Raw genomic sequence first — 26,085 nt, 5'->3', positions numbered from 1 at the left:
ATGATAAATGGTAAGAGTGTCAAATAGAACATTTCATACAGGAACGATAAAAAAAACAATAACAATCAAGGCTGCAAAAGAAAAGGTTTGGAAAAAAATAAGTGATATTGCAGGTCTCCCAAAATGGGTAATAGATGTTAAAAAAACAGTTTATCTTTCACGTACAAAAAAAGGAGTAGGAACAATCAGATTAATTACATTTGCAGACAAAAGTCAGATAGAGGAACATGTCGTTGCATGGAAAGATAAGGAATATTTCACATACATTGCAACTGAAGGATTACCATTGCGCGCATATGTCGCAACAATATCGATAAAGATAAAATCAAAAAATAACATCATTGTAACGTGGCAGTCATACCTAAACAGCAAGAAAATGCCCGAAAAAGAATTTTTAGAGTTTCTGGCATTCATGGGATCATTTTATGAGGCATCACTTGAAAACCTGAAAGAGCAACTAGAAAAATAACACCAGGACTGTTTTAGACTAAAGTGTAAATACGATTAATTTAAAAAAAACGTATGAGTGACATGCGATTTACCATTATCGGGATTGGGTTAATTTTTGTAGGATTTATCATTTTAGGAACATTAGGAGAAAGTTATCAAGCTGCAACGTTTGAATCAAATGAATTTGGGACATGTTACGAATATTCAGAAGATATGCCGCCAGTAGAAATCAATTGTTCATACAAGATTTTTGATCAGACAGTATTCTTTGGAGTCGTCATAGGATTCATCATTGCAGGAATAATATCATTGGTAAAGGGAGTGAAAGGAGATTGGGATAACAAAGTAAGGCCAGAAGACATGATAGGTCCTGGAAACAACAACACAAACAGCCAGAATAGTGATTCTGATGAATCAGACAAAAAATAAGAGTCAGCCCATAAGAGATTTTTTAAATTTTAATTTCTTAAAATCTTCTGGGTCTTCTTCTTCCAATCGTTGCAAATAGATTTCTTCATAAGGCATTTTAATCAAATAGTTATTGCAAAATTTACATTTAAGCGCATGATTATTCTAAAAATAAGCAAAGTATTTTCAGGATTCAGATTCAATAATGTTTTTCATAGAATCTACCATTTGACCAATCTCAGACATCCTCTGATCAAATTGCTTATCAGATAGTTGAGAAGGTTTATTCAAAGTGATCATAACCTCCGAATAATCCCCACTTGAGACTACCCTCATAGGAACATCCCAAACAGATTCTTCATCCTCATAATTATGATCTAAAATACCAAAATCTCTATTTTCATTGAACTTTAGTTTTGATTTCCCATGAGGTCCTGTAAATGACCACCAACCATCATCATTTAATTTTGCATCTGGCATCATCTTAGGTGGAATTTTCAAGATTGCATCAAATGCATCTCCAATATTTTTTTTAACTGTAATACACAAAGTCCTAGATCTAATCACGTAGTTAATGTCAAATAATGATTAAAAAAGATATAGTAGAAATAATAGGTATCAAAGATACTGGTTCTTTAAATTCCATAAAATGCAGTGGTCAGGATTTGTTAAGAATTTTTTTGATTTTTTTTAGATTTACAACATTTGATTCATGAAACATGGTTACAGATTCGGAGAGAGTTTTGGGGAGAACATTTTGTAGATTTTTTACTAATTCATCTCCACTGGATATCATATCGTCAATTAAATTATCAATTTCGTTTTGCTTATCATCAGTCATGTTGATGTATTGAGAGGTAGTTTAACTTAATTATCTTTTTTTATCAAAGTCGAAGTTGAGCGTACCTTTGGTAATTTTTGGATATTCCAAGACACGATTTCCCTAACCTTTTCGAAATTTTCTGCTTGTAATTTTACCAGCATATCATGAGTTCCTATAGTTTCAAAAACAGCAGTTACTTGTTCTAGTTCCTGTAGTTTTTCAATAATTTCAGCCTCTGCTCCCAAATCACAGTTAAGCATTACATATGCATCAGTCATTAATAATGACAAAGATCAATGATTATTTAAAGATGGAGATTTTCAGGATCACCAAACAACATGCACTAGATCTTTGAGATTTCGCCTTGGTTTTGGGAACTTTGTTTGTTTTGGATAACCAATACACAAAACAGATGAAGGGATCAAGTCAGTTCCAATGACATCCATTACTTTTTGTTCATCAAACATGCCTATCCAAATTGAACTCAATCCTAGTGCCTGAGCTGCCAATTGAGAATATCCAGCAGCCAATGTAGCATCTTGAATGGCAAATTTTTTTAGCACATATTCTGGAAAATCAAATTTAACTCTAGAGGGATTTTTGCAAAAAACCAGAACAACTGGTGCGTTCACATAAGGCTGACCATTACATGCATCAACCAACAATTTTTTCTTTTCAGGACCTTTAACATAGAAGATTTCAAAGCCTTGGTAATTGCCAGCAGTTGGTGCAGTGTCAGCAGCTGCAATAATTTTATCAATTTTTGTAGTTTCAACTGGTTTATCAGAAAACTTGCGTGTTGAACGACGTTTTGCCATGACCGCAAAAAGATCAGTATCAACTACTTCTGATGGTCCAGACTGCAAGATAAGATTCAGCAGCTGGTTTCTAATCATGACATCAGGTTTATCTGGGACGGTTTCAGGCTCATATCCTTGAGGATAGATCTTTTCTGGTTCGCCATTATTATCAGAATTCACAGATAAACTTAGAAAATTATCCTATTAAAGAATTGGATTGAAGTAAAAATCAACTATCATTCTGGATCAAAGTGATCACATCCGGAACTACATGGTTTATTCATCACACCCTCACAAGATCCAAGATCATTATGCATTATTCGATGATGACCACATACCTTACATTTTTCTCGAAAGTGTGCTATTAACTCAGCAAGAGGGATTCCAGATTCAGAAATTTTGGATTCAGTGGTACTTGTCAATAGATTTTGTTAATTGATTCAACTTAAAAATTTTGAATAAAAATTAGGCATAATAGATGTAAATATTCAAAGTAGAAGATCTTTTAGAACATACAGTAAACATCAAAAAAAAGAGAATCGTCTAAGGAAGGATAGAAAAAAACGGCTTTTTGGAAATTGATTATACCCTACATGTTCTTTGATGTTCTTTTACTTCATCTTGTATGAGAAAATGCCTATTGCATTTATCACATATGTTATTGATGTAAAATACATCAACACCAGGGATTCCAACCGGTGGTTTCATTTTTTTATAAAGGCAAATCCAAAATAACTCAATGCTGAATAAATTTAACACACTTTATTGTTAATTTTTTACGCATCAAAATTGAACTGTAAATCAACAGAAACTCTACTTGTTGAATCCTTGGTTATGGATCACATTTATTGTGGTTGTAGATTTAAGATTGGGAATTTTTCGAATCTTTGTACTAATGATTTGAGATATTTCATTATATGTAGGGGCCACTATTTTGCAGATTATTTCATAATTTCCAACCAGAATATCAGCAGAGATAATTTCAGGAATTTGTTTCAAATTTTTTAATACGTCAGATTCGTTTGTTGTAGAACAGCGAATCAAAACATATGCTTGTGCCATATGATCCTCCAAAACTTTTTCTTCTGATCTATTTGTTTTTGAAATTCCAGGTTTGGAATCTACAAGCAGTGTCAAAGTAGATCTGATGTTAGATATTTTTCGTATTTTGTCAGAGATGTCTTTTTGGATATTATCTTCATTCTCAGATTCTAGTTTTGCAATTATATCATAAGCACCAAAAGTCCCAAATGCATTCTTTACACTTGAGATTCCATTTAGGTTAGATAGAACAGAATCTTCTTTACCAGATTCGTTAACAATTAAAACAAATGCTTTTGCATCCATGTCTTTAGCTTTGTCCTTTGATTCCCATCAGAGTAAGAGTAGAACGAACATGCTGTATTTTACGTATGTTCCAAGTAATAGTATCTCGGAGTTTCTCTCTTTCAAGATTTTCAATTTTTGCAATTATATCATAAGCACCAAAAGTTCCATGTACTTCTTTAACAGTATCTATGTGTTTTAGATCTTCAATAACAGATCCTTCAGAACCAAGATCACAATTAACCAAGACATAAGCAGTTTCCATAATGAAACTACGAATAAAAATTATTTAAACTATTTTCAATTTTAAGTAAAATTTGTAAGTAATATTAGAAAATATTTGTATAAATAATAAAACTTTAAGAATAAATTTTAACAAAAATGAATTATTCATACAAAGTATCAAATTAAAAGAATAGATGAATTGCACGACAAACCTATAACCAATATGAAATGATTTTCAAAAGTGAACTATACAAAATATCTTAATTGTATAGAGTGTCAAGAAGCAGGTCTATACTGTGTAAAACATAGAATAGAAGTTGAAAGAAATTTAAGAAAAAGAGAGATTAGAAAGACATTACAAATCAAGGATCAGCAATCAGATCAATACAAACATGCAATCAAAGGTTTGTTAGAATCTTATGATATTTGGAAGTGTACTCCTTGAATAGAAGATAGATAGTTTGAAAAGTTATTGCTTGATTATAAATAGAAACAACAAGTCTTCATAGAGAATACTCATCCCAAAATTTTCGTCTACAATTAAAACAAGTACCTCGAAAGTATCTTGTATCTTTTTTACATATCTTACATCTCTCATTGTTTAACATTAAAATCACCTACAGTGTTAAGAAACAAGAGCATTTGAAATCCACATTTTTTATATTATCTTTTTCTTTCATGAAATAATTTTTGAATTATTGTTTAAAGGTTCTATGAAAACATTGTTAACTTTGTTATCATCAAGACACAGATTAAAAATGGAAAAATTCTTTAGAAAATAAAAAATAATTCAAATGTCGTACCATGTTAGTAATACACCCAACAAAAGTAATTCAAAATAAAGTCAGGCATTCAAATAATCGTAAAAATTTCAATTAATGAAAATTTAAAATTAAAATTGTTATTCGGCGAGATCATCAACTATAATGTTTGGCATTAGAGACTATAGATGTTTCAACAACAGAAAATGAAAAAATAATGAAGAAATCATGAGATGTTCAAGTGATTTTTTTAAGAAGAAATGACCTGACTGTGAAAACAACTCCTAGGTCCAGCCAGGCAGGCAATTGGTCGGTACGTGAAAATTAAACGATTAGGACGTTTAATACAAAAAAACTACATCAAAATAATATTTAAGTTGTACTAAAATTTTTAGTAGGTACTAGTACCATTGATTACAATAACAGATCAAAAAAATAGAAATTCTTTATTATAAAAGAGGAAAATATTGCTTATTGGAACCTACTTTAGTAGCATCATTCATCATGACTATCGTAATAATGAATTTTGGGCATGTTTATGGAGAAGACAAGGAAGAAATTGTGTATTTTTCTCTTGAAGAAACCCCAGAAATAACCAAACAAAAGGCATCAGACGCTTTTTGGAAGAATCCATTAGATACACCGGCCTTCTTGATCCTTTTAGGACCAATAGCAATACCCATCTTTGTAGCATGGAAACGAAAATGGCACATACATGAAAAACAAAACAAACAAGAAAAAAGAATGAAAACAATCACAAGAAAAAAGAATTGAAAAAGAAATGACCTAAAAACAAATTAAATTTCAAAAATCAACCATAATCGATCTTCTTTATTCTTACATTACTACCCTTAGATTCAAGATAATGTCCAACAAAATTTGTTAACTGTTCACCTATTCGGTAACCCAACGCGCCTTTCATCATACCAGATTTTTCAATTATGTCAACAAGGTCTTCACTTAATTGAATGTTAAAAAAAGTCCAGCCAAACTTTGTAAAAGGTTCTTCAATTTGATATCCATTTTTGACATTACATTCCTTTTCTAAATCAATTAGTGCTTGAGTCACTAAAACAATTTCTTCACCATATTTTCTTGTACTAAGCTGGAATAAAGGGTTCAAGTCACTTTTAAAAAAAGATGACGCATATATGAATACAGATTAACAAATTTTTTACCAGAACTTTACATCTTAGACAAAATTGATGTAATAGTTTTTATTCAAATGGTTTTTGATGTACTACAATATGGCAAAAAGAGTAACCATAATGATCGATGATGATTTGGATAAAAAATTACGACAGATACAGGCAAGAATGATTCAGAAAGAAAACAAGTCTATCAGTTATTCTCATGTAATAAACACAATGTTGAAAAACCAAAACAAAAAGTAATTAGAAAAACCTAGAAAAGTTCACAACAACTTCCACTCATAGTCAAACAAATCACTACACCAAGAGACAAATCTTTGATCTTTGCTAAACATAACATTATCAAAATCAATGGAACCATTTTCATAAAATAGTGCAAGAAATGCTGCTTTTTCAGAAACGCACAACAAAAGAGGCATATTTTTTGTCACTTTCATTTCAAAATATGAAGAAATTTGAGATTTCTTATCAGAGATTCCTGTAGCATCATTTTTTGAAGAAAAAGAGGAATTTTCATCAGCAATATAGGATATTTTGACCTTTTTTTCTACTATTTTGGAAGTTAGTTTATCATCTAAAACAAAATAAGGTTGTTTTGAAAGAATCTTTACATATTTCTTGGATTCACTAAAAAACTCATCAAATAGAGTATCATTCATGCTAGGAGATACAATTTCAAAGTTTTCTAAAGCTCCAATTCTCTGCAAAAATTGAACAGGTAACAAAGATAGCAAATGACTTTGCAGAAAAGATTTGTTATCAGATAAAAAGTCTATTGAAGAAAGGTTCATTATCAAAACACGACCTATTTCAGTTAAGTAGCCTTTACCATTGTTTTTCTTTTGAATAATTTTTGCATCAATTAGCTTAGGAAGATGTTTTTGCATTGCTTGCAATGTCATTTTTTGAGTTTTTGCTAATTGAGAAATAGTCATTTCTTTTTCATGTAGTTCCATAATCATAGAACGACGCAATTCATTACTTAGTACAGAAAAAAGATCATTTTTTTGAGGGTTTGTTTTTCTAGAAAATTCTTTAATCTTTTGATTAGCAGGAACAGCGTTTTTCCACAAGCTGTTAAAAAATTGTTGTTGTTGTTCTACAATATCACTAACGTTACTGTATACAACCTGAGTCAAAGGCTTGGATTCATGTAAAATATTAGTTGCCATGTATTCTTTTTCATTAATTGCAGTGCCACCTTGAACATTGTCAAGATGACGAAGCTCATCAACAATTTTTGATAGTTCCCTACATGATTCAAAATTATTTTGGGTTATTTCTGTAATGACTCTTATTTTTCCTCCTCTTTTTCTCACATCAATATATCCATTTTTGTAATCATCAACATTCAATACAATAGATGGAGCGTTGCTGTCAAAACACAGATCCATTTTTTTTTCTACATTTTTCATAAATTCAACTCCTTTAGAAACGGCATCTTTTGCACCATAGATAATCTGCATTGTGTCATTTGCATGAGAATAGTTTGTTACCTTCAAATTGGGAGTTTTTTTTTTTTCAGAACCTTTTTTGTTTGATTTGTTCATTGTTGGTGTTACTCACCTAATGACATTACTAAACTATTTGGTTTATTTATAATCTCTTTTGTTGCTAATTTTTTTTATATTTTCATTCCTGAGGAAAAAAATGAAACCAGAATCACGCAGTTGTGACACATGTAAATCAGAAATCACAGATGACTTGTGTAGGTTTTTTGTTTTAGATGATAAAGATCATAATCCACGAGTAGTTTTTTTCCATTGGTTTTCCCCTTGTTGGAAAATCGAAGAATTTTCTCAAAAGTATTCCAATTTCAAAATCATCAAAACAGGATGTGATGTGGATGAAAAAATATACAAAAATCCAAAATTCAAAAAACAGTTAGAATCAGATTTAACACTTTGGTTGTAATTTTCTTATTTTGAAACGCCAGGTAAGGGATTCGAACCCCTGCACGCTTGCGCGTAGCCGTTTTCGAGACGGCCGCCTTACCACTTGGCTAACCTGGCATCAAGTCTTGAATTTTCAGGGTAATAAAGCAAATCCATTATTGAAAAAACTTAGAATTTTTTATCGATATCAAAAAGTTCGTCATTGAATTTTTTTTTAATCTGATCTTTTGTTTTCTCCCATTCTGAAGCAGACACCCTATCTACAAAAATAGAAGTAAACCCATCAAAGGATCTTCTTTTTAGGATCAAGAGTATTTCTTGTTTTTCAGATTCAGAAAATGGGAAATAAGAAACTATTTTTGAGATGTTGTTATTTGAATCAGATTTAATTTCAAATATTTTATCCTTGAGACGATTAGGAAAATCTACATTCATCGAGTTTATAACAAAATTCCAATATTAAAAGGAAATTCAACAAGAAGAGTACAACAACATCAAAGAAAAATACAAAAGTGTATAAATAAATGAAAATTTGCATGGGATTAAACCTCAAAGACATTGTAATAAGAGAAAAAACAACATTAGAGGCATTTTCAAATAAAATAATTGCAATTGATGCATACAATGCAATATACCAATTTCTTGCAAGTATTAGAGGTCCAGATGGATTACAATTATCGGATTCAGAGGGAAGAATCACCAGTCATCTAAGCGGGTTACTTTACAGAAATGTCAATTTTTTATCTTTGGGAATAAAACCAGTATATGTTTTTGATGGGAAACCACCATCATTAAAAACAGCAGAAATTGAGCGTAGAAAACAAATCAAAAAAGATGCGACCGTCAAATATGAAAAAGCAATCGCAGAAGGAAACTTGGAAGATGCAAGAAAATATGCACAACAAACAACCAGCATGAAAGATGGGATGGTACAAGACTCCAAACAATTACTAAAATTATTTGGAATTCCATTTATCGAAGCTCCCTCTGAAGGAGAGGCAACTGCTGCTCACCTTACCAATACGGGTCAGGCATATGCATCTGCAAGTCAAGATTTTGATTCAATTTTATGCGGTGCCAAAAGACTAGTGCGTAATTTTACAAACAGCGGTAGAAGGAAAATCCCAAACAAGAACACATACATCGATATCGTACCAGAAATAATAGAAACGCAGAAAACTCTTGATTCTATAAAATTGACAAGAGAAGAACTAATTGATGTGGGTATTTTGATTGGGACTGATTTTAATCCAAATGGATTTGATAGAGTAGGCCCCAAGACAGCTTTGAAAATGATAAAACAGTATTCAAGATTAGAAGATATTCCACAGATACAAGATCAGTTAAAAGAGATAGATTATGAACAGATAAGAAAAATATTCTTAGAACCAGATGTTGCAGATGTAGAAGAAATAATTTTTGATGATGTAGATTATGAAGGAATTACAAAATACCTGACAGAAGAAAGGAGTTTTTCTCAAGACAGAGTTCAATCAACATTAAACAGATTGAGAAAGGCAATGGAGAAGAAGAGTCAAAATCTTGACCAATGGTTCTAAATTATTTCAATTTAATAAGCAGTAATAATAATTTCAAAAAGTGATTCAAACAGAAGCAAGAAAAACACTCAAAGACGCTCCGATAATGTGGAGAAGAATTAACTCCATTGGAATAATATTAGATTGTAATTCAACTTATGCTGCAAATCTAGGATATGCAAAATCAGAGATACTCGGAAAGCCAATATTTGAACACGTTCCAAAAGAATCTTGGGAATCCATGAATAATTCTCTGAAGGTATGGTTTGAGACAGGAAAAGTCACCAACAGAAGAATTACTTTTAAACGACAAGATGAAACAACATTTCCAGGATTATTGCAAGCCACTAGTCTTTATGATGAAAATAAAAATTTGATTGGAAGTAATACCGTAATTTTTGATTTAACAAAGATGAGTAATGAACAGATTAGAGAATATCAAAAATTTGTAAAAGATGCAAACAAAAAACTAGAGGAAATAAAAGAAAAAGAATATGACAATTTGGATAAAAATTCAAGGTCAGAACACGATGGTCTAAAAAAGATGTTTGAAATGCTATCAAAAATAGATTTTGAAGTGTTAAAAAAACAATAACTAATCAGAGTAAACGTATCAAATATTCATAGAGCGTCTAAGATCTTCAACGGATTGTTGTACTTCAGATACAGCAGCACCATCCTCTAAGGTACTTACATCTCCAATTTTTTCATTATTTGCAATAGATTTTAGCAATCTTCTCATAATTTTACCACTTCGAGTCTTTGGAAGTTTTGTTACAAAATAGATTTGTTTTGGAGTTGCAATGGCACCAATATCATTCCTAATTTTTGTAGATATCTCTTTTTCCAGAAGAGCAGAATCAGTAACACTTGCATCAACATCATGGTTTAAGACAGCAAATGCAATTATGACCTCACCCTTAACATCATCTGGAATTCCACATACAGCAGCTTCTGCGACACTATCATGAGACACAATACAGCTTTCAAGTTCTGCAGTTCCAATCCTATGACCTGCAACTTTTAGAACATCATCTGCCCTTCCGAGTAACCAAAGATAACCATCCTCATCCTTGAGAGCATAATCACCGGGATAATAACAGTTTTCATATTTTGACCAGTAAACTGTTTTGTATTTTTCATCATCATTCCATAAGGAAAGCAGCATGCCAGGCCAAGGGTTTCGAACTACCAGATATCCTTTGGTGTTCGGAGGCACATCAACTCCATTCTCATCAACTACAGATATATCCACTCCAGGAATTGGACGTGCTCCAGATCCAGGCTTTAATGGAATGGTTTCAAGACCAGGAAGAGGAGAAATAAGCATCCCACCAGTTTCGGTTTGCCACCATGTATCAATGATAGGACATTTTTCTTTTCCAATTGTTTTGAAATACCACTTCCAGACTTCGGGATTGATAGGTTCACCAACAGTACCAAGTAATCGTAAAGAAGAAAGATCAAATGAATTTGGAATTTCATCTCCAAATTTCATAAACATTCTGAGTGCGGTAGGAGTAGTGTAAAAAATAGTAGCTTTGTATTTTTGTAAAATATCCCACATTCTAGAGGCATCAGGATAGTCAGGAGCTCCTTCATACATTATTTCGGTAGCACCATGAAGTAATGGTGCATATACGACGTAGCTGTGTCCAGTAACCCATCCAATGTCAGCTGTGCAGAAAAAAACATCAGTATCTTTTATGTCAAATGCCCATTGGAATGTAGAATAAAGATGTGTCAAATAACCTCCAGTACCATGTAAGACTCCTTTTGGTTTTCCAGTAGTTCCAGAGGTATACAAAATGTATAGAGGATCTGTACTGCTCAATTTCTCAGCAGAGCAAATTTCTGAAGCATCTTTCATCAAATCGTCCCAGAGATGATCCTTTGAAGTCATGGAGATTTTATTCTTGGTTCTTTCCAAAACTATGACATGTTCAACAAAATCAAGATCAGATACAGCATCATCAATTACATCTTTTAGTGGCACAGTTTTACCACGTCTGTATCCACCATCAGCAGTTATTATCACTCTAGATTTAGAATCATCAACCCTATCTTTGATAGAAGCAGAACTAAATCCAGAAAACACAACAGTATGGATTGCCCCAATTCTTGCACAAGCAAGCATCGAGATAGGCAGTTCAGGAACCATAGGCAAGTATATTGTGACTCTGTCGCCTTTTTTCACGCCCAATGATTTTAGCACATTTGTAAATTTTTGTACAGATTTGGCCATATCTCCATATGTTAGAGAACGAGAATCACCATTTTCACCCTCCCACAAAATAGCAGGTTTCTCTGCTTTTTTGTCCAAATGTACATCTAGAGCATTGTATGATGCGTTGATTTTACCATCGACAAACCATCGTGCAAAAGGGAATTTCCAGTCAAGAGTCTTACTCCATGGAGAAAACCAACTAAGTTGTCTTGCTTGTTCATCCCAAAAAGAAACATAATCAGAAGAGGCTTTTTTCCGAATCTCAGAATCATTGTTTCCAAGTCCTATATCATAAATCTCCGACATCAAAAATGGTATACAGGTAGAGCTTTCTAAATGTTAAAGAAAAAATATTTAAAAAAAAATTATTGAGCTTCCATTCGGGCTAACCAATCATTATCATTATTATCTTCTTTAGGAGTTTCTGTTTTCACCTGTTGGGGCGGTTCTGGAAAGTTGACAGATACTTCAGGTTCAGTATTAGGAGGTTCAGGTATCGAAGTAGATGGATTACCTGCCTCAACAGATTCTGAAGTAGTTGATTCTACTGATTCAGTTGGTGCCTCTGGAAGTATGGTCTGGACTACTTGTTCTGGTCCAGGTGTCTCCAGATATGAAACGGCTGATTCTTGGATATTTTGTGGTTGGTTAGAAGTACTGGTTATTTCCCTTACCTCTAACTCAAGATTTGAAATTCTAGTCTGCACATTTGAGATTTCTGCGGTTTCGTGAGTTACATGTTCAATTACTTCAGTGGTACATGATTTCACTTTCTCAAAAGTTGCATCAGAGATTTCATTGCTCTTGTATTGTACTTTTGCATCAAACAATAACATCTTTGCAGACTTCATTTGTTCATCTAACTCTGTCAATCTTGCCTCAAGTTTGGCACTGATGTGTCTTTGTGTTTCATCCAATGTTACAAGTTTTGACTTGTATTTCTCATGAATAATTTCTGCATCTGCTTTCATGTCATCATTTTCAGAAACAATGTCAATCAGAGCCTTTAGACGACGTAGCGTTAGTTGTTTTTCACGAATGAGTCTTTGAGAGTCTAATCTCCATTTTGGAATGAAGATAACGACATCGCTTTGTGTAACAAGCTGTTCATATGAGATTTGCTGTAATCCTTGTGAACCACAATCAATACCTACAGATTGGATGCTACCATCAATGTCAGTTACTGTTCCTATGACTTTACCCATGAATGTTCCGTACATGTCTTTGACGTTTTTACCGATTAGATCGATATCGTCTTGGGTCATAGTGCAAAGTCATGGGATCTATATAACCAACAAAGTGTAAGTAATGTTTTTAGTTTTAGTAAGATTATTTTTACAAACTCAAAAAAGAGGTTAAATTGCAGTAATTTTAAAATCTAGAGAGGGTTTAGAGAAGACATGATTCAAAGAGAAGAACTTGAGCAAATTCTAAATTTTGTGGCAAGTAGATGGACAGAAGCAACAAAAGATCCAAACAACAAGGCCTTGGAGAGTTTGCCAAGTGATTTTTGGATGAATTCAGTGGGAGGAAAAACAGCAAAAGGCGGACATTGGATTACAACTCTGATGTACACCGAAAATGACATGGATGCCATCTCCTTCAAAGAAGTGCTGCTAAGATGGCAAGCAAAAGGAAATGAAAAAGACAAAGACAAGGGTCCAGATCTAATTCAAATCGGCAAAAAGAAACAGAATATTAATAATTGAAAATCTCAGACAAACATTGTCAGAATTTTCAACTAAGGAAAAAAAGATACTTTCAGATCATTTTTCAAACACAGATGGTAACGTATTTGCAATAATAACTCCGCGTCAGGTTGATCGTGGAGCATTAATGTCAAGATACAGCAGAACCGATAAAAGCATGAGACGAATTTTTCTTGATGAGTTTTTAAAAAATAAAAACAGAGGAGAGGAATTTTACAATAGAGTTCTTTTAGAATACGGAGATGATTCAGTTGCAGAATTAGGGGAGGCACAAATTGCAATTGAAGGTTTGACAAACATTGCTGTAAAAAAAATAGAAGACAGAAGAATTGGTTTATCATACTTGGAAAAATCTTCAAGATATGTTGCTTGGAATAAAAAAGAAAATGGAAAATACAGATTTTACAGAGATCCTGAAATTATTAAATCAAAATTTTCTGATATGTACGAAGACGCATGCAATTATTCATTTGATGTATATTCAAAAAATATAGAACCGATGATAAAATATGTTAGAGAAAAATATCCAATTGAAAAATACAAGTTTAAAGATTCTATAGACAAAAAAGAAAAATCATTTTCTAAATTAAAAAGAGAAGAAGACATCAAGTCTGCAAATATGATTTACAAAGGATCTACCAAAGCAAAAGCACTGGATATCTTACGAGGATTACTTCCAGCATCAACTATGACAAATGTTGGAATCACAGGAAACGGTAGAGCGTTTGAATACCTCTTGACTGTTTTGTCATCCTCAGAATTAAAAGAAGAGCAAGATTTAGCCTCAAAAATTAAAAAAGAATTAGACACAACAATCAAATCTTTTGTAAGAAGAGCAGACGACAAATATGGTAAAGAGTTTCAAAAATACCTCAAAACTCTAAAAATAAAATCAAGAAAAATAACCCAAAAAGAGATCATTCCAAACCAAAAAATCGGAAGTATGACAAAGATTGTAGATTGGGAGAAAGAGGAAAATGCAATAGACAAAACAATCACCAGTATATTTTATGAACAATCTCCCAGTACATCATATCAAGACATTCTAAAACAAGTAAAAAAATTCTCAAAAGCAAAAAAACAAAAAATAATTCAAGAGTTTGTAAAAATTCGAAAAAATAGAAGACACAGACCGTCACGCGCGTTTGAAAATGTATTTTATACTTTTGATTTGTGCAACAATTTTGGAATGTTCAGAGATTTTCACAGGCATAGAGCACTAACATTAGAGAGACAGTTATTGACAACAGACCATGGATACACCATTCCAGAAGAAATCAACACGCTTGGAATTACAAAAGATTTTACAGATTGTATGTACAACACCAAAAAAACTTTTGAACAGATTAGAAGGAAAAATCCAGAACAAGCACAATATGTTGTAAATTTTGCTTTTAATTATCGCTATTTTATGAAGTTTAATCTAAGAGAAGCATGTCATTTAATTGAACTCAGAACAGTACCCCAGGGACATGTAGATTACAGAAGAATAGCTCAGCAGATGTACAATCAAATAAACAATGTTCATCCTACATTGAGTAAGATAATGAAATTTGTGGATCTGAAGGAATATGATTTAGAAAGATTTGAATCAGAAAAAAGGACTGAAGAGAAACGTAAAAAACTAAAAAAATAAAGAATGTTATAATAATTGAAAAACATAATCACATCATGGTAGATAAAATAACCAAAACTCCTGAAGAATGGAAAAAAGAGCTTACATCAGATCAGTATGAGATTTGTATCAACCACGGTACCGAACCTCCTTTTTCTGGAAAGTATAACAGTACAAAATTAGAAGGAATATTCGAATGCACTTGCTGTGGAGAAAAATTATTTTCATCAGATGCAAAGTTTGACTCAGGTTCAGGATGGCCAAGTTTTTGGGAACCCATTTCAGAGGAAAAAATAGAATATGTTTCTGACAACTCCTACGGCATGTTACGCACTGAAGTCAATTGCAACAAATGTGGAGCGCATTTAGGCCATGTTTTTGATGACGGACCAAAACCCACCAATCTAAGATATTGCATCAACTCAATTTCTTTACAACACGAAAAAGACAAAGAAGAAGAATTAGCATAAATGGGACAAACAGTCACAATATGGAATCAACAATGATGCAACATTCAAAAATTATTAATAAAACACCACAAATGATAAGAAAATTAAACGAGAAAAAATGAAAGGCAAATTCAAAACAAAAAGAGATGATAAAATCTGAGGATAATATTATGTGGTTTTGGTGTAGTAGGACAGAGCCTGGTGAAACTATTTGACTCCAGAGCAGAGGATCTGTATGCCAAATATGGATTAAAACCAAGAGTTGTTGCAGTGTTTGACAGTAAAGGAAGCGCAGTGGATAAATCAGGATTAGACTTTGACAAATTGGTAAATACAAAGAAAAAATTTGGCACAGTAAAAAATTATGCAAACGTCAAAAACAAGATGACAGGTGTAGAAATCCTAAAAAATATTGAAGCAGATGTGTTAATTGAAACTACTGCAAGTAACTACAAAGATGCAGAACCAGGAATGACACACATTACAACTGCAATGAAAAAAGGAATGCATGTAATTTCAGTTAACAAAGGTCCACTTGCATTAGCATTCCCATCGTTAATGGAATTAGCAATATACAATCAAGTGATACTAAAATTCAGCGGAACTGTAGGAGGAGGCACTCCAATTCTAGATTATGCAAAAAATAGTTTACGAGGAGAAAGAATAACATCATTTGATGGAATTCTAAACGGAACTACCAACTACATTTTATCAAACATGACAACGGGATTAACATTTGAAGATGCGTTAAAGGATGCAAAAGAGAAAGGATATGTTGAAGCAGATGAGTCTCTGGACCTTGACGGATTAGATGCAGCAGCCAAATTAGTGATACTTGCAAATTGGATAATGGGAATCAAGGTCACTATGCCAGATATTGATTGTACAGGAATAAGAAAAGTTACAACAGAGGACATCAAACGGGCCGCAAAAAAGAATTGTGCAGTAAAATTGATTGCATCATGTAATGATAAACTTGTAGTAGGTCCAAAAGAGATACCAAAAGATGATCCATTGTGCGTCAATGGAACTTTGAATGCAATAGCATTTACTTCAGAACATTCAGGAACTCAAACAATAATTGGACGGGGGGCTGGAGGAATTGAAACTGCAAGTTCAATCTTAAGAGACCTATTAGACATACGAGAAGAGATTTCGCGAGCATGAAATCAAATTTAATTTCAAAAAGCGAAACAACATCACTCTTGAAAACAGTTTCAGAGAGATGGTCAATAGAATTACCTAAGAATAAAAATCTAAAAGTTCATCAGATTTCAAATGAAGCCCAAATAATTACGGGTAACGGGATAAAAATACTAAAAATCAACGAGGATTATTTACCATTTTTGTCTGAAACAGAGATTTTGAAGAAATTCCCAAACGTTACTGTAGACATGGGGGCAATCAAATTCATGTGTAAAGGAGCCAATGTGATGAGGCCAGGAATAAAAAACTATACAGAGTTTGAAAAAGACAAAATGGTTTGCATAGTGGAAGAATCACAACACAAGTATTTGGCAGTAGGTAAATCACTAGTAGACAGTTCAGAGATGGAATCAATAGACAAAGGAGAGATAATAAAAAACATGCATTATATCTCAGACAAATATTGGGAAATCGGAAAGACTATCTACGACTAGAACAAGAAATTTTTCAAATATAGAAATTAATTGATTTTTTCAGTGTATTCTTCTGTACCGTCATTTGTGATGACAAGAACATCCAAACCATCACCGCTTGCAGAATCACGTAAAGATGCAGAACGAACAGCGCGTTTTGCTAGATCAATTGCTTCATCTTTTGACATATTTGGTTTGTATTGAGGATCTAAGACTCCCAATGCCATTTCAGCACCTGTTCCAACTGCAGCATACTCATCAGGTAAAACAGAACCGAGAGGATCAAGAGTATACATTATAGGTTTATCCACAACACCGCCAACTATTACCTGAGTCAATAAAGGAAAGTATCTTCTTTCATACATCATATTTGACATCATTTTAGCAACAGTGTTAGGAGGAACGTCTCTTTTTAGTTCCATCTTTCTAATTTTAGCAAGAGCAGAAATTTGTAATGACAAAATTTGCATGTCTGCTACCAGTCCGGCACATGTTGCGCCAACTTTGGGAGTTATTGGAAAAGTCTTTTTTGTAGATTTACTGACAAGAAAATTACCAAATGCGATCCTTTTTTCACTTGCAAAAACGACACCTCCATCAAAGGTAATTCCAACAGCAGTTGCCCCTGGCATATACATTGACATAATTCAAATGAATTTGCAGCATAATAAAGGGCTTTCTACATATAGTATGGATTAATGAGCAAAATAATTATACTAAAAATTGGAAATTTACACATTGGCCACAAGTGAGATCAAGGAAAAAATTCTCAACGACGCGGTGTTTATGGGATTACGATCAGCAATAGGAGTAATCTTCATAGTTCACGGTATGGGCAAATTCAATCCAGGATTTGCAGAATTTTTGCCGAACTTGGGACTTCCACCTGAATTGCAAATTCCAATTGCATTAGCAGAACTCGTACCAGGCATACTCCTAATAATCGGGGTGCTTAGCAGGTTGTCATCAGCATTACTTTCAATCATAATGATTGGAGCAATATTTCATGTTAAAGGAGCACAAAGTCTGACAGGAGATTCAGGAGTAGAACTAGATTTGATATTGTTGGCTGCTGCCCTAGTGATAATGGTTGCAGGGCCAGGAAGAATTGCGCTAGCACAAGCAGTTAAAAAATTACCAAGATGTTTGCATTAGAATTGGAAATGGCAGTTTTCAAAAGACAGGAACAATAACGAAATTTAGATTGTCTGCAAAATGAGATCAAGAACGAGTAGCAATTTAACACAGTAATTAATGTCAGATTATCATCATCCATCATCGGATTTTTCTGATTCTTGGGCACACATAGGGCAGGTTTTATCATTTTCATCACCATAAAAATAGAACTGCAGATCATGTATTTCACATCTCTTCCTGACTATTGAGCCCCTAGGATCGTTAGTAGGGGTTATCCCATAGGTTATGTCCTTCATAGTTTACCGTTAGTTTCAGATTAGATAAATTTTCTGACTAAAGTATTTTCAGATAAACATCACAAAAGAAGATTCATAATTATTCATATGGTTAGTATGTTTTGTGCTTTGGTATTTTGTTTTGTTTTTATTTTGTAGAGCCAAAATTTTGCAAAATCAAACAAATGCATTTTGTTGTTTTCTTTAGCAAGTCGATTCTTGCAAATTCGTTTGGAGAATGAATTCTTGAGAACATGTACGTACTTCCAATAGAGATACAGGGAGCCTTTAGGATATCAACAAAAGGAAACATAGGTCCCGTGCCGGCATTTGACACGTTAAGAATTGAAGTTCCAAATGACTTGTCTGCAGCACTCTTAACTTGAGAGACAAAAGGCAAAGAGGAATCAGTTCTAGCTGCAGCCTCTCCATGATAAATCTTAACTGTGATGTCAGAAAATCCCTTTAATTTTAGGTGTTTTTTTAATCTCATGATTTGTTTTTTTGGATCCATTTTAGGAACCAAACGAAAATCAATTTTTACCAGAGCCTCAGAAGGAAGAACTGTTTTGGCACCTTCACCAGTATAACCAGAAACAAATCCTGCAATGTTACAGGTAGCACCTCCAACAAGAGCCTTTTTAGCATCAAGACTGCTCTTTTTATTCCCAACAAAAGATTTGATTCCAAATTCTTTTTGGAATTGATTTGCATCAAAGGGTTCTTTTGAGATTAGTTCCAAATCTTTCTTGGAGAAAGGAGTCACTTCTTTGTACCAGTCCTTTATCAAAATTTCACCATTAGAATCTCGTAGTGTGTTAATTGCCTCAATTAATCGCCATGTAGGATTTTTAATAATGGCAGCAAGACTAGAATGAGCATCACGTATAGATTCTTTTACAGAGAGTTCAACAAACAGCAAACCTTTCATGCCCAGACCTATGATAGGCCTATTTTTTGCATCTACATACCCAAACTCCCAAATTACTGCATCTGTGGAAAATTTCTTTTTGAATTTCTTCAAGTATGATTCAATGTTGGCGCTTCCAGTTTCCTCTTCACCCTCAATTACAAATTTGATGTTACATGGAACATCACCACTAGTTTTCAGACAAGCTTCAACTGCTTTGATTCTAGTGATTAATTCTCCTTTATCATCAGTTGCACCTCGACCAAATATTTTATTACCTTTTCTTATTCCATCAAATGGAGAATATTCCCAAAGATCAAAAGGCTCAGCTGGTTGAACATCATAATGGTTATAAAACATTATAGTTTTGTTTGGATTTTGTTTTGATTTTACTTCACCATAAACAATTGGAGCCACTCCTTTCCTAAGCCTCAATATTTCTGATGAAATTCCTGACTTTTTCAATAATTTTTGTACAAGAATAGCACATTCTTCAATACCTTCATTTTTTGCAGAAACACTAGGTTGTTTGATTAAAACTTGCAGGTCATAAATTAGATCATTCATGTGATTATCTACATGCTTTAGTTCATCCATACAAATCACACAATTCTATCAAAAGTTTTCATTACAAATGGTAGCTCCTCAAGAACATCCATTGATGTAATGTGTAAGCCTAATTTTTTCTGAGCTGCTTTGCCTGCCAGTCCATTGATAAAAGTAGCTGTTGCTGCAGATTCCAAAGTATTGCGGTTTTTTGATAGGATACCTGCAACTAACCCAGAAAGAACATCGCCTGTTCCACCAACAGTCATGGCAGGTATTTTTTTTGAATACAAGAAGGTGTCAGAACCATTTGAGATAACATCAGTTGAACCCTTTAGTAAAACTGTAATTCCATATTTTTTTGCATTTTTCTCCACCAATTTGATTCGTTCATTCTTTGAAGAAGGAACAGTTTGTCCAAACAATCTTTTAAACTCTCCAGCATGAGGAGTCACAACGACATTCTTATTTTCTAAAAGCGGAAGAACATCAGGAATTAAAGCACTAGCATCTAAAGAAAGTCTCACATCCCTATCTAACAAAGATTTTACCAAATTAAGTAATGCATTTTTTTCTTGTATTGCCAAACCCATTCCGATAGTAGCAGAATCCAGATTAGGTGGTATTGCCCCTACTAATTTATTCACAGCACCACGAGTAAGTTTTTGATCAACTAGAGGAATAACAATAAGATTTGGAGATATTGCACGTGTTGGAGCCACGTTGATTTTTGGAACAGAAGTATAAACTAGATCAGTACCACACCTGAGAGCAGCTAAAGAAGATAAAATTGGTGCGCCGTGATATATGTAGCTTCCCCCCACCACCAAAACTATACCGTTATCGCCTTTCCTAGATGTAGATTTTCTTGCAGGAATGAATTTCTTAACGATTGAAGGTGAGAGGTTTTTTTCCGTCAACACAAAATGTTTGAGAATATAGACGAATAAATCTTGTTTTGGTTAATAATTGGAGATAGGATCATTGTTTTTTTGTTAAATTCTTATCCTTGGAATTTTTTCGTGATTCTCTGTCAAAAAATGCTTTTCTTGCAAAACAAAGGTATGTAGTGTGTCCAATGCCTTGAAATGAATGACGAGTCTTGCCTTCTCTTGCCTCAATGGTTCTCAAGATGTGTTCAGTGGATTCTATGTCTGTGAACTCATTTTCAACTAAACTGGCAGTTAATTTTTCTAGCTGATTCATCGTAGGACAAATTGCAAAAATACATCCACTTCCTTTTAGCATTTTTCTTACCTGAGGAATTACAGTCCAAGGATCACCCAAGTCAATTAGTGCTACATCCATTTCTGAAAGTGGCATTTTTTTTGCAGTTTTCAAGTCTAGGTTATGCTGTGTTACATATTTTGAGACTCCTGCTTTGAGTATGTTTTTTCCTGCAATCTGCATGAATTTCTCATCTACATCAAAAGTAAACACGTGCCCACGTGGTTTGACAATATTTGCAACAAAAGATGTAAGAGAACCACTTCCAGTCCCAATCTCTAAAATTTTCTGACCACTTCCAATTCCAGCTCGAGCAACAATGTAACCAAGATCTTTAGGATAGACAATCTGGGTGCCATGTTGTATTTTCATCACATAGTCATACATCGTAGGCTTTAGAAGATACACATACTTTTCTTTGTTTGTGACTAGTCGTGAACCATATTCTTTGCCGATTGCATCAACATGTTTAATCACACCGATATGAGTGTGAAGAGATTCTTTTTTTGAAATCTTTACAAGCCACTTTTTTGAATTATTAAAGTAAAATAAGACTGATGAGTTTTGTTTGATTTTATCCATAAAATTAGCCTTAAAATTTTAGATAAGAATCTACTGATTCGTAAGCAAATCAAGAAAGAAGACTCACAGGGATTAAAACACAAACAGGAATTACCAAAAAAATAGAAACATTACAAATAGTTTTTAATAACATAAAGAAAAGTAAGACAAGATGGCAGAATTCAAAGTTCAGGGTTCAGGAGGATACATCATTGCAGAACTTACAGAAGAACAGGCAAAAAAGGCAGATTTAGGTGTTGGAAAATTGTTTTTGGCACCAATTGGAAAAATCGAGAAAGAAAAGATGTCAAAACATTATTGCAATAATTGTGAAACAGAATTTCCAAATCCTCCCAAAATACAACTAGAAGAAAACAACAATGAAGAAGTTGCGGAGAACTTGGTATTAGTTGAAAGAGGTCAATATACATGTGAAAAATGCAACTCAATAATTGGAGAGTACAGAGTTTTCCAGAAAAATGATGAATCCGGAGAAATTGGAAAAGCTAAACCATCAAGCTAAGATCAAGAATTCTTAAGGATAACAAATCACGTATTCAATAAATAACCGAGTTATTTTAGCATCATTATGACAAGCATAAAATGTGTATCGTGTGGAATTAGTTTCTTCTCTCCAATGGGATCAGACAAATGTTCCAGATGTTCAGGAAAAGAAGTAGAGGGTCATGGAGGCCATGATTCTTGTGGCTGCGGTCATAGCCATTAAGAATTTTTTTTCTTTAGTTCTATCATGCATATATTACACAAATAAAATTGAAAAATAATGGTCAAGACATCTGAAGAAATGAAAAATGCAGTTGAAGAATTCATCAAAATAACAAATATCAATTATGAAGATCAGACAGAAAAAGTCAGAGAGAAAAGCGAGATAATAGAATGGCAGTTTCGTGTAGGAGTAAATGTAATAGTCAGCAAGAACAGAAACAGAACAGACAGGATACACATCAACGTAAACATGCGATTTCCTCCAGAAGATTCCAAGTTATTGGAAATCAAAAACCCATCATTCTCAAGGGCAATTATGGAAATCAGTGAGATTTGTACAATTTGCGGCGTAGGCCATCAATGGATAAAGGACAAAGAGAGGGTAATCGGGTTAGCTATTTTTTCACATGTGGATGAAAGTATTCTGGATAGGGTTTCATTTCATAATGCATGGGATAAGGTGTCAAGAGTGTCAGCACACATACAAAAAATTCTTCGCTCTAATTTCAGTGGATTTTCATCCAAGACAAATTCATCTGAAGAGACCACAGACAAATCCATGTATGGATAAAAGAACGATTCAAGATCACATACACATTATTTTGAATTAAGTAAAACAACGAGAAATACGTGGAAAACGCTCGAACATAGGACCACGTTCATAACATGAATTGTTTTCCATACCTATCTCCTACTACGCAGAAAGACGGCTTCTCGTTATTATAGTTACGTCAATATCATATTTAACAATGATCTAAATTTTCCACTAGTAGCAATAACCAAACAACACAAAAAGATTAGAAATTTGGATTATTAAAAATAGAAACAGATGAAGGTTATTCTTCAATCATACAATGAATGCACATTCTTTTTCCCTGAATGGCAAACCATGAAAAATGATGTTTGTATCCATCTTTACAATCAGTCAAGAATTAAGATAGTATGACATTTTGATTTGAATCATCAATGTTTGAAATAACATCGATCAGAGTCAACTATCTTCTCGATCAGAAATGTATGAAACTAAACATATTCAAACAAATTTGAGCTTAAAATACAGAAATAAGAACAAACTATACCAGTCAAGAAAGCCCATAGAAGAGAATTCGGCACAAGATAAATTATCAATTCAAATCCAAAAAATATGGCAGAGCATGAATCTTTAGCAATAATTTATGATGCAATGATCGCCATAGGCATCGGTATTGGAGTGGCTGCAGGATTAATGCTACTTTCACGAGTATTTTCAAAGCTACGAAAAAAGAAAAAAACTACAGAAAAAAAATAGCAGGTTATCCTGCAAAACTATCTAATGAATATGAAGGAGCTTTAGTGGATTTGCTTTTCAGTTTTGTATGCACATTCATAAAATGAATGTATAATTCGCCTGGTTCCTCAGTAGAAAAGGAACATTCTACACAATGATTTTCCATGAGAGGATAAACATGATCAGAAATTAATTTTGTTGTTTTGAGATAATGTTGATTGATAGTTTAATGGATTTTCATGAAAAAACAAATTCAGGTACACGTCCAGTTTAGAATAATTCAAAGAAATTGTTTTTAATATATCAAAAAATAAAATGGCAATTTTTTAGAAAAAAGCCCAAAAAAGAAGTAAAATTATGAATCAGATTCAATCATGCAGCCATGTTTCTGAGCCCATGAGTCAGATCCAAATTCACTGGAACTACAGAATCTAGAATCCAAATATCCTAGACCTGAATCTAGTAATTCTTGATTCAAAATCATATCATTGCAATGAACAACTCCAATTATTCTACTATGACCTTCTGGGATTTGTCCATCATCCTCGTTAACTAGAGCTTCAGAGCCAACAGGACAAATAGTTTGAATGAATGTTTTAGAGTCAGCACCATCAAAACCTTTCAACTCAGGTGCAGATGCCAATGCAAAACGTACGGATTGATCATTCACATGAATAGTATCACCATCAATTATCTTAGTTACAGTTCCTGAGAAACATTTTGCACTTCCAGAACAAAGTGGGTTAGAAGACATAAGAGAAGGAGAATCAGGAGTGTTAGGATCAAGAGAGGTTTCAACATCAACATCCTCAGGCATATCTGGAGTTTCAGAGCCAGATGTAGCAAGAATGAAAATCAAACCAATCACAGGAATTATTGCTAATCCAATTTTCTTCTTATCCATAGCATTTTTAGAAAAAGGTCATTAATTTTGTTTTTCTTTTCAAGTCAGACTATATTGAAAAAACTAGTAAAATTAGATTTTCAGGCTATTATGACAAAGAATCAGATAATTTGCGATAAGTTTCACTACGAACCTTTTGCTCTTCCATTACCAAGGGAATCAATTCAGGATGTTCTTTTTTTGAATATTTTTTAAGGAAATTGATAGTTATGTCACAGTCGTGAATCATCCCCAATAATGTTTGAAAAGATTTCATATTATCTACCATATGTTGATGTTTTTTTTCAGGATCAATTTCTAAAATGTAGCGTAACTTTTTTGCGTTCTTTCTCATAGAATGCAATTCTTTCATTTTAGATTCATCAGACAAAACAATTGGCAGATAATTTTCAATTTTTGTAAGTAATGAGAAAATTAATTTATCATGTTTTTGAGTGATTTTTTTATTATCAATTTTTTTGAGGTTCGAAAATTTTAGATCAGATAATTTTTTTGCCTCTTTTAAGATTTTTTTTAGTTTCTTGTTCTTTTGTTTAACAATATTTTGCATTATTTCAGTATTTTTTGGCAAATTATATTGCAACAGCTTTTCAAAAATCACATCCAGATCCCGAATTGAACTATTTTTTTTAAACAATGAGTTGTAGGAAGATACAAAGTAATCAGTTTTTTTTCTTTTGCACGAGTTTGGAAAAATAATGTATGATGCTTGTAGTCTCCTAATTGATGTTCGTAAATCATGTATTTGTTTTTCACCAGGTTCTTTTAGAAAATCGTCTAACTGTTTTTTTGACTGAACTTGTTTTTCATGAAAAATGTTTTGAAAAAAATCATTTTTCATACTCATGATATTTTTGAGAGATATTTGCTAATTTGTCTTTCTAATCTTTTGTGGGTTTCCTCAATCCCATAGTTTCCATTTACAGAAGTAAGACCATATTTCTTTTTTAGGACCAAAAATTCTTTAGCTAGTTTTTGTTGATAGGTGATAAATGATTCAAACATATCATCAGACAAGCCCAAATCTGCGCCTGATTCATAATAATCTAAGCTTTGTCTTTTTTCAAATACACGATGGACCAATGAAAATGGGTCAACATCAATGTAAAATGTCATATCTGGAATCAAGGCAAAACTAAAAAGATCACTAGACCATTTTCTCTTAATTCCTCTGACAGTATTTCGGGCCATTAATGTATAGATATATCGATCTGCCAGAACTACATATCCAGCTTGAAGTGCAGGAATTATTTTTTGTTCTAATTGGTCGGCAAAATCAGCTGCATAAAATAATGCAAGAGTTCTTTTACCAAGTGAAACATTTCTTTTAGCTTCCAGGATTCCTTGACTGATTAAATCAGAACGATTCAAACCAGTATTCAGAACAGCATAACCATCTGCCTCAAGTTTTGCAGTTAGCATTTCAATTTGAGTACTCCTTCCAGAAGCGTCTGGACCTTCAATTACAATTAATCTTCCAGAAATTTCCAAATCAGGAAGATAAGGCAAGCCTCCAAATTTTTTCGTTCCATACCA

At 33.2% G+C, this 26,085-nt stretch carries 38 protein-coding genes and 1 tRNA gene; 18 read left to right on the top strand and 21 right to left on the bottom strand.

What is annotated here, in order from left to right; all coding sequences use genetic code 11:
- Window positions 1-7 precede the first annotated feature (7 nt).
- Together ACOQN3_RS03475 and ACOQN3_RS03470 are read left to right on the top strand one after the other, a co-directional pair.
- Complete coding sequence (locus ACOQN3_RS03475) at window positions 8-469, top strand: SRPBCC family protein (protein ID WP_420545096.1); 462 nt, start codon at window positions 8-10, stop codon at window positions 467-469.
- 62 nt (window positions 470-531) lie between these two features.
- The gene (locus ACOQN3_RS03470; protein ID WP_420546590.1) at window positions 532-879 is read left to right on the top strand and encodes a hypothetical protein; all 348 of its coding nucleotides are present in this window, start codon (window positions 532-534) and stop codon (window positions 877-879) included.
- 165 nt (window positions 880-1,044) lie between these two features.
- Here ACOQN3_RS03470 and ACOQN3_RS03465 read toward each other — a convergent pair whose 3' ends face one another.
- The 7 genes from ACOQN3_RS03465 to ACOQN3_RS03435 all read right to left on the bottom strand — a co-directional run bounded on the left by ACOQN3_RS03465 (window position 1,045) and on the right by ACOQN3_RS03435 (window position 4,072).
- A complete protein-coding gene (locus ACOQN3_RS03465) occupies window positions 1,045-1,425 on the bottom strand; it encodes a hypothetical protein (RefSeq protein WP_420545095.1) in 381 nt (126 codons plus the stop codon).
- Between the two features lie 91 nt (window positions 1,426-1,516).
- On the bottom strand, window positions 1,517-1,699 hold the full coding sequence (locus tag ACOQN3_RS03460) for a hypothetical protein (protein ID WP_420545094.1): 183 nt from the start codon (window positions 1,697-1,699) through the stop codon (window positions 1,517-1,519).
- A 26-nt stretch (window positions 1,700-1,725) separates the two neighbouring features.
- Window positions 1,726-1,959 carry an Lrp/AsnC ligand binding domain-containing protein gene (locus ACOQN3_RS03455; RefSeq protein WP_420545093.1) on the bottom strand — a complete coding sequence of 78 codons (234 nt, stop codon included), beginning with the start codon at window positions 1,957-1,959 and terminating at the stop codon, window positions 1,726-1,728.
- 48 nt (window positions 1,960-2,007) lie between these two features.
- Window positions 2,008-2,661, bottom strand: coding sequence for a nitroreductase family protein (locus ACOQN3_RS03450; protein WP_420545092.1), 654 nt, complete (start codon window positions 2,659-2,661; stop codon window positions 2,008-2,010).
- 56 nt (window positions 2,662-2,717) lie between these two features.
- Window positions 2,718-2,903 carry a hypothetical protein gene (locus ACOQN3_RS03445; RefSeq protein ID WP_420545091.1) on the bottom strand — a complete coding sequence of 62 codons (186 nt, stop codon included), beginning with the start codon at window positions 2,901-2,903 and terminating at the stop codon, window positions 2,718-2,720.
- Window positions 2,904-3,294: 391 nt separating this feature from the next.
- A complete protein-coding gene (locus tag ACOQN3_RS03440) occupies window positions 3,295-3,828 on the bottom strand; it encodes an Lrp/AsnC ligand binding domain-containing protein (protein WP_420545090.1) in 534 nt (177 codons plus the stop codon).
- Between the two features lie 4 nt (window positions 3,829-3,832).
- Window positions 3,833-4,072, bottom strand: coding sequence for an Lrp/AsnC ligand binding domain-containing protein (locus ACOQN3_RS03435; protein ID WP_420545089.1), 240 nt, complete (start codon window positions 4,070-4,072; stop codon window positions 3,833-3,835).
- A gap of 201 nt (window positions 4,073-4,273) precedes the next feature.
- Here ACOQN3_RS03435 and ACOQN3_RS03430 point away from each other — a divergent pair, with 201 nt between their 5' ends.
- Window positions 4,274-4,477 (top strand): hypothetical protein, encoded by a 204-nt coding sequence (locus ACOQN3_RS03430; protein WP_420545088.1) that lies wholly within the window; start codon window positions 4,274-4,276, stop codon window positions 4,475-4,477.
- Window positions 4,478-5,267: 790 nt separating this feature from the next.
- Window positions 5,268-5,567, top strand: coding sequence for a hypothetical protein (locus tag ACOQN3_RS03425; RefSeq protein ID WP_420545087.1), 300 nt, complete (start codon window positions 5,268-5,270; stop codon window positions 5,565-5,567).
- 37 nt (window positions 5,568-5,604) lie between these two features.
- Here ACOQN3_RS03425 and ACOQN3_RS03420 read toward each other — a convergent pair whose 3' ends face one another.
- On the bottom strand, window positions 5,605-5,862 hold the full coding sequence (locus tag ACOQN3_RS03420) for a hypothetical protein (protein WP_420545086.1): 258 nt from the start codon (window positions 5,860-5,862) through the stop codon (window positions 5,605-5,607).
- Window positions 5,863-6,040: 178 nt separating this feature from the next.
- Between ACOQN3_RS03420 and ACOQN3_RS03415 the strand changes: the two genes are divergently transcribed.
- On the top strand, window positions 6,041-6,187 hold the full coding sequence (locus ACOQN3_RS03415; RefSeq protein ID WP_420545085.1) for a hypothetical protein: 147 nt from the start codon (window positions 6,041-6,043) through the stop codon (window positions 6,185-6,187).
- Window positions 6,188-6,207: 20 nt separating this feature from the next.
- Here the strand turns inward: ACOQN3_RS03415 and ACOQN3_RS03410 are convergent, their stop codons facing one another.
- Entirely contained in the window at window positions 6,208-7,494 is a 1,287-nt protein-coding gene (locus ACOQN3_RS03410; protein WP_420545084.1) for a transcriptional regulator FilR1 domain-containing protein, read from the bottom strand.
- Between the two features lie 100 nt (window positions 7,495-7,594).
- Between ACOQN3_RS03410 and ACOQN3_RS03405 the strand changes: the two genes are divergently transcribed.
- On the top strand, window positions 7,595-7,858 hold the full coding sequence (locus ACOQN3_RS03405) for a hypothetical protein (protein ID WP_420545083.1): 264 nt from the start codon (window positions 7,595-7,597) through the stop codon (window positions 7,856-7,858).
- Window positions 7,859-7,874: 16 nt separating this feature from the next.
- On the opposite strand, the gene ACOQN3_RS03400 is transcribed toward ACOQN3_RS03405, so the two are convergent.
- Both ACOQN3_RS03400 and ACOQN3_RS03395 read right to left on the bottom strand, forming a co-directional pair.
- Window positions 7,875-7,956 (bottom strand) — tRNA-Ser (locus tag ACOQN3_RS03400).
- 51 nt (window positions 7,957-8,007) lie between these two features.
- Window positions 8,008-8,274, bottom strand: a complete 267-nt coding sequence (locus ACOQN3_RS03395) for a hypothetical protein (protein WP_420545082.1) — start codon at window positions 8,272-8,274, stop codon at window positions 8,008-8,010.
- 101 nt (window positions 8,275-8,375) lie between these two features.
- Between ACOQN3_RS03395 and fen the strand changes: the two genes are divergently transcribed.
- Both fen and ACOQN3_RS03385 read left to right on the top strand, forming a co-directional pair.
- On the top strand, window positions 8,376-9,398 hold the full coding sequence (gene fen / locus ACOQN3_RS03390) for a flap endonuclease-1 (RefSeq protein WP_420546589.1): 1,023 nt from the start codon (window positions 8,376-8,378) through the stop codon (window positions 9,396-9,398).
- Between the two features lie 40 nt (window positions 9,399-9,438).
- On the top strand, window positions 9,439-9,972 hold the full coding sequence (locus ACOQN3_RS03385; RefSeq protein WP_420545081.1) for a PAS domain-containing protein: 534 nt from the start codon (window positions 9,439-9,441) through the stop codon (window positions 9,970-9,972).
- An 18-nt stretch (window positions 9,973-9,990) separates the two neighbouring features.
- Here the strand turns inward: ACOQN3_RS03385 and acs are convergent, their stop codons facing one another.
- Together acs and ACOQN3_RS03375 are read right to left on the bottom strand one after the other, a co-directional pair.
- The gene (acs, locus tag ACOQN3_RS03380; RefSeq protein WP_420545080.1) at window positions 9,991-11,910 is read right to left on the bottom strand and encodes an acetate--CoA ligase; all 1,920 of its coding nucleotides are present in this window, start codon (window positions 11,908-11,910) and stop codon (window positions 9,991-9,993) included.
- A gap of 59 nt (window positions 11,911-11,969) precedes the next feature.
- The gene (locus ACOQN3_RS03375) at window positions 11,970-12,869 is read right to left on the bottom strand and encodes a CdvA-like protein (RefSeq protein ID WP_420545079.1); all 900 of its coding nucleotides are present in this window, start codon (window positions 12,867-12,869) and stop codon (window positions 11,970-11,972) included.
- 135 nt (window positions 12,870-13,004) lie between these two features.
- Here ACOQN3_RS03375 and ACOQN3_RS03370 point away from each other — a divergent pair, with 135 nt between their 5' ends.
- From ACOQN3_RS03370 to ACOQN3_RS03350, 5 genes are all read left to right on the top strand, one after another.
- Window positions 13,005-13,313 carry a hypothetical protein gene (locus tag ACOQN3_RS03370; protein WP_420545078.1) on the top strand — a complete coding sequence of 103 codons (309 nt, stop codon included), beginning with the start codon at window positions 13,005-13,007 and terminating at the stop codon, window positions 13,311-13,313.
- A 16-nt stretch (window positions 13,314-13,329) separates the two neighbouring features.
- Window positions 13,330-14,949, top strand: a complete 1,620-nt coding sequence (locus ACOQN3_RS03365) for an FAD-dependent thymidylate synthase (protein ID WP_420545077.1) — start codon at window positions 13,330-13,332, stop codon at window positions 14,947-14,949.
- 35 nt (window positions 14,950-14,984) lie between these two features.
- The gene (gene msrB, locus ACOQN3_RS03360) at window positions 14,985-15,398 is read left to right on the top strand and encodes a peptide-methionine (R)-S-oxide reductase MsrB (RefSeq protein WP_420545076.1); all 414 of its coding nucleotides are present in this window, start codon (window positions 14,985-14,987) and stop codon (window positions 15,396-15,398) included.
- Between the two features lie 135 nt (window positions 15,399-15,533).
- Window positions 15,534-16,544 (top strand): homoserine dehydrogenase, encoded by a 1,011-nt coding sequence (locus ACOQN3_RS03355; protein WP_420546588.1) that lies wholly within the window; start codon window positions 15,534-15,536, stop codon window positions 16,542-16,544.
- Window positions 16,541-17,017 (top strand): PUA domain-containing protein, encoded by a 477-nt coding sequence (locus tag ACOQN3_RS03350; RefSeq protein WP_420545075.1) that lies wholly within the window; start codon window positions 16,541-16,543, stop codon window positions 17,015-17,017. The genes ACOQN3_RS03355 and ACOQN3_RS03350 overlap by 4 nt, the downstream gene beginning before the upstream one ends.
- 26 nt (window positions 17,018-17,043) lie before the next feature.
- Here ACOQN3_RS03350 and ACOQN3_RS03345 read toward each other — a convergent pair whose 3' ends face one another.
- A complete protein-coding gene (locus ACOQN3_RS03345) occupies window positions 17,044-17,640 on the bottom strand; it encodes a proteasome subunit beta (protein ID WP_420545074.1) in 597 nt (198 codons plus the stop codon).
- Between the two features lie 94 nt (window positions 17,641-17,734).
- Here ACOQN3_RS03345 and ACOQN3_RS03340 point away from each other — a divergent pair, with 94 nt between their 5' ends.
- The gene (locus ACOQN3_RS03340) at window positions 17,735-18,151 is read left to right on the top strand and encodes a DoxX family protein (RefSeq protein ID WP_420546587.1); all 417 of its coding nucleotides are present in this window, start codon (window positions 17,735-17,737) and stop codon (window positions 18,149-18,151) included.
- A gap of 113 nt (window positions 18,152-18,264) precedes the next feature.
- Here ACOQN3_RS03340 and ACOQN3_RS03335 read toward each other — a convergent pair whose 3' ends face one another.
- The 4 genes from ACOQN3_RS03335 to ACOQN3_RS03320 form a co-directional block, all read right to left on the bottom strand.
- A complete protein-coding gene (locus ACOQN3_RS03335; RefSeq protein ID WP_420545073.1) occupies window positions 18,265-18,429 on the bottom strand; it encodes a hypothetical protein in 165 nt (54 codons plus the stop codon).
- 127 nt (window positions 18,430-18,556) lie between these two features.
- On the bottom strand, window positions 18,557-19,915 hold the full coding sequence (locus ACOQN3_RS03330; RefSeq protein ID WP_420545072.1) for a M20/M25/M40 family metallo-hydrolase: 1,359 nt from the start codon (window positions 19,913-19,915) through the stop codon (window positions 18,557-18,559).
- Window positions 19,916-19,920: 5 nt separating this feature from the next.
- Window positions 19,921-20,784, bottom strand: a complete 864-nt coding sequence (locus ACOQN3_RS03325; protein ID WP_420545071.1) for an NAD(P)H-hydrate dehydratase — start codon at window positions 20,782-20,784, stop codon at window positions 19,921-19,923.
- Between the two features lie 61 nt (window positions 20,785-20,845).
- Entirely contained in the window at window positions 20,846-21,673 is an 828-nt protein-coding gene (locus tag ACOQN3_RS03320) for a tRNA (adenine-N1)-methyltransferase (protein WP_420545070.1), read from the bottom strand.
- Between the two features lie 151 nt (window positions 21,674-21,824).
- Between ACOQN3_RS03320 and ACOQN3_RS03315 the strand changes: the two genes are divergently transcribed.
- The 4 genes from ACOQN3_RS03315 (at window position 21,825) to ACOQN3_RS03300 (ending at window position 23,666) form a co-directional block, all read left to right on the top strand.
- A complete protein-coding gene (locus tag ACOQN3_RS03315) occupies window positions 21,825-22,175 on the top strand; it encodes a hypothetical protein (protein WP_420545069.1) in 351 nt (116 codons plus the stop codon).
- A gap of 66 nt (window positions 22,176-22,241) precedes the next feature.
- Window positions 22,242-22,379, top strand: coding sequence for a hypothetical protein (locus tag ACOQN3_RS03310; RefSeq protein WP_420545068.1), 138 nt, complete (start codon window positions 22,242-22,244; stop codon window positions 22,377-22,379).
- A gap of 57 nt (window positions 22,380-22,436) precedes the next feature.
- On the top strand, window positions 22,437-22,949 hold the full coding sequence (locus ACOQN3_RS03305) for a hypothetical protein (RefSeq protein WP_420545067.1): 513 nt from the start codon (window positions 22,437-22,439) through the stop codon (window positions 22,947-22,949).
- Between the two features lie 573 nt (window positions 22,950-23,522).
- Window positions 23,523-23,666, top strand: a complete 144-nt coding sequence (locus tag ACOQN3_RS03300; protein WP_420545066.1) for a hypothetical protein — start codon at window positions 23,523-23,525, stop codon at window positions 23,664-23,666.
- Between the two features lie 334 nt (window positions 23,667-24,000).
- Here the strand turns inward: ACOQN3_RS03300 and ACOQN3_RS03295 are convergent, their stop codons facing one another.
- The 3 genes from ACOQN3_RS03295 to tmk form a co-directional block, all read right to left on the bottom strand.
- On the bottom strand, window positions 24,001-24,549 hold the full coding sequence (locus tag ACOQN3_RS03295) for a thermonuclease family protein (protein ID WP_420545065.1): 549 nt from the start codon (window positions 24,547-24,549) through the stop codon (window positions 24,001-24,003).
- 88 nt (window positions 24,550-24,637) lie between these two features.
- Window positions 24,638-25,396 (bottom strand): CHAD domain-containing protein, encoded by a 759-nt coding sequence (locus ACOQN3_RS03290; protein WP_420545064.1) that lies wholly within the window; start codon window positions 25,394-25,396, stop codon window positions 24,638-24,640.
- Window positions 25,393-26,058, bottom strand: a complete 666-nt coding sequence (gene tmk, locus ACOQN3_RS03285; protein ID WP_420545063.1) for a dTMP kinase — start codon at window positions 26,056-26,058, stop codon at window positions 25,393-25,395. The genes ACOQN3_RS03290 and tmk overlap by 4 nt, the downstream gene beginning before the upstream one ends.
- Window positions 26,059-26,085 lie beyond the last annotated feature (27 nt).

Source organism: Candidatus Nitrosopumilus sp., from assembly GCF_965223225.1.
Lineage (GTDB): Archaea > Thermoproteota > Nitrososphaeria > Nitrososphaerales > Nitrosopumilaceae > Nitrosopumilus.
The sequence above is the reverse complement of the archived record's forward strand: the minus strand, read 5'-3'. Positions and strand labels throughout refer to the sequence as shown.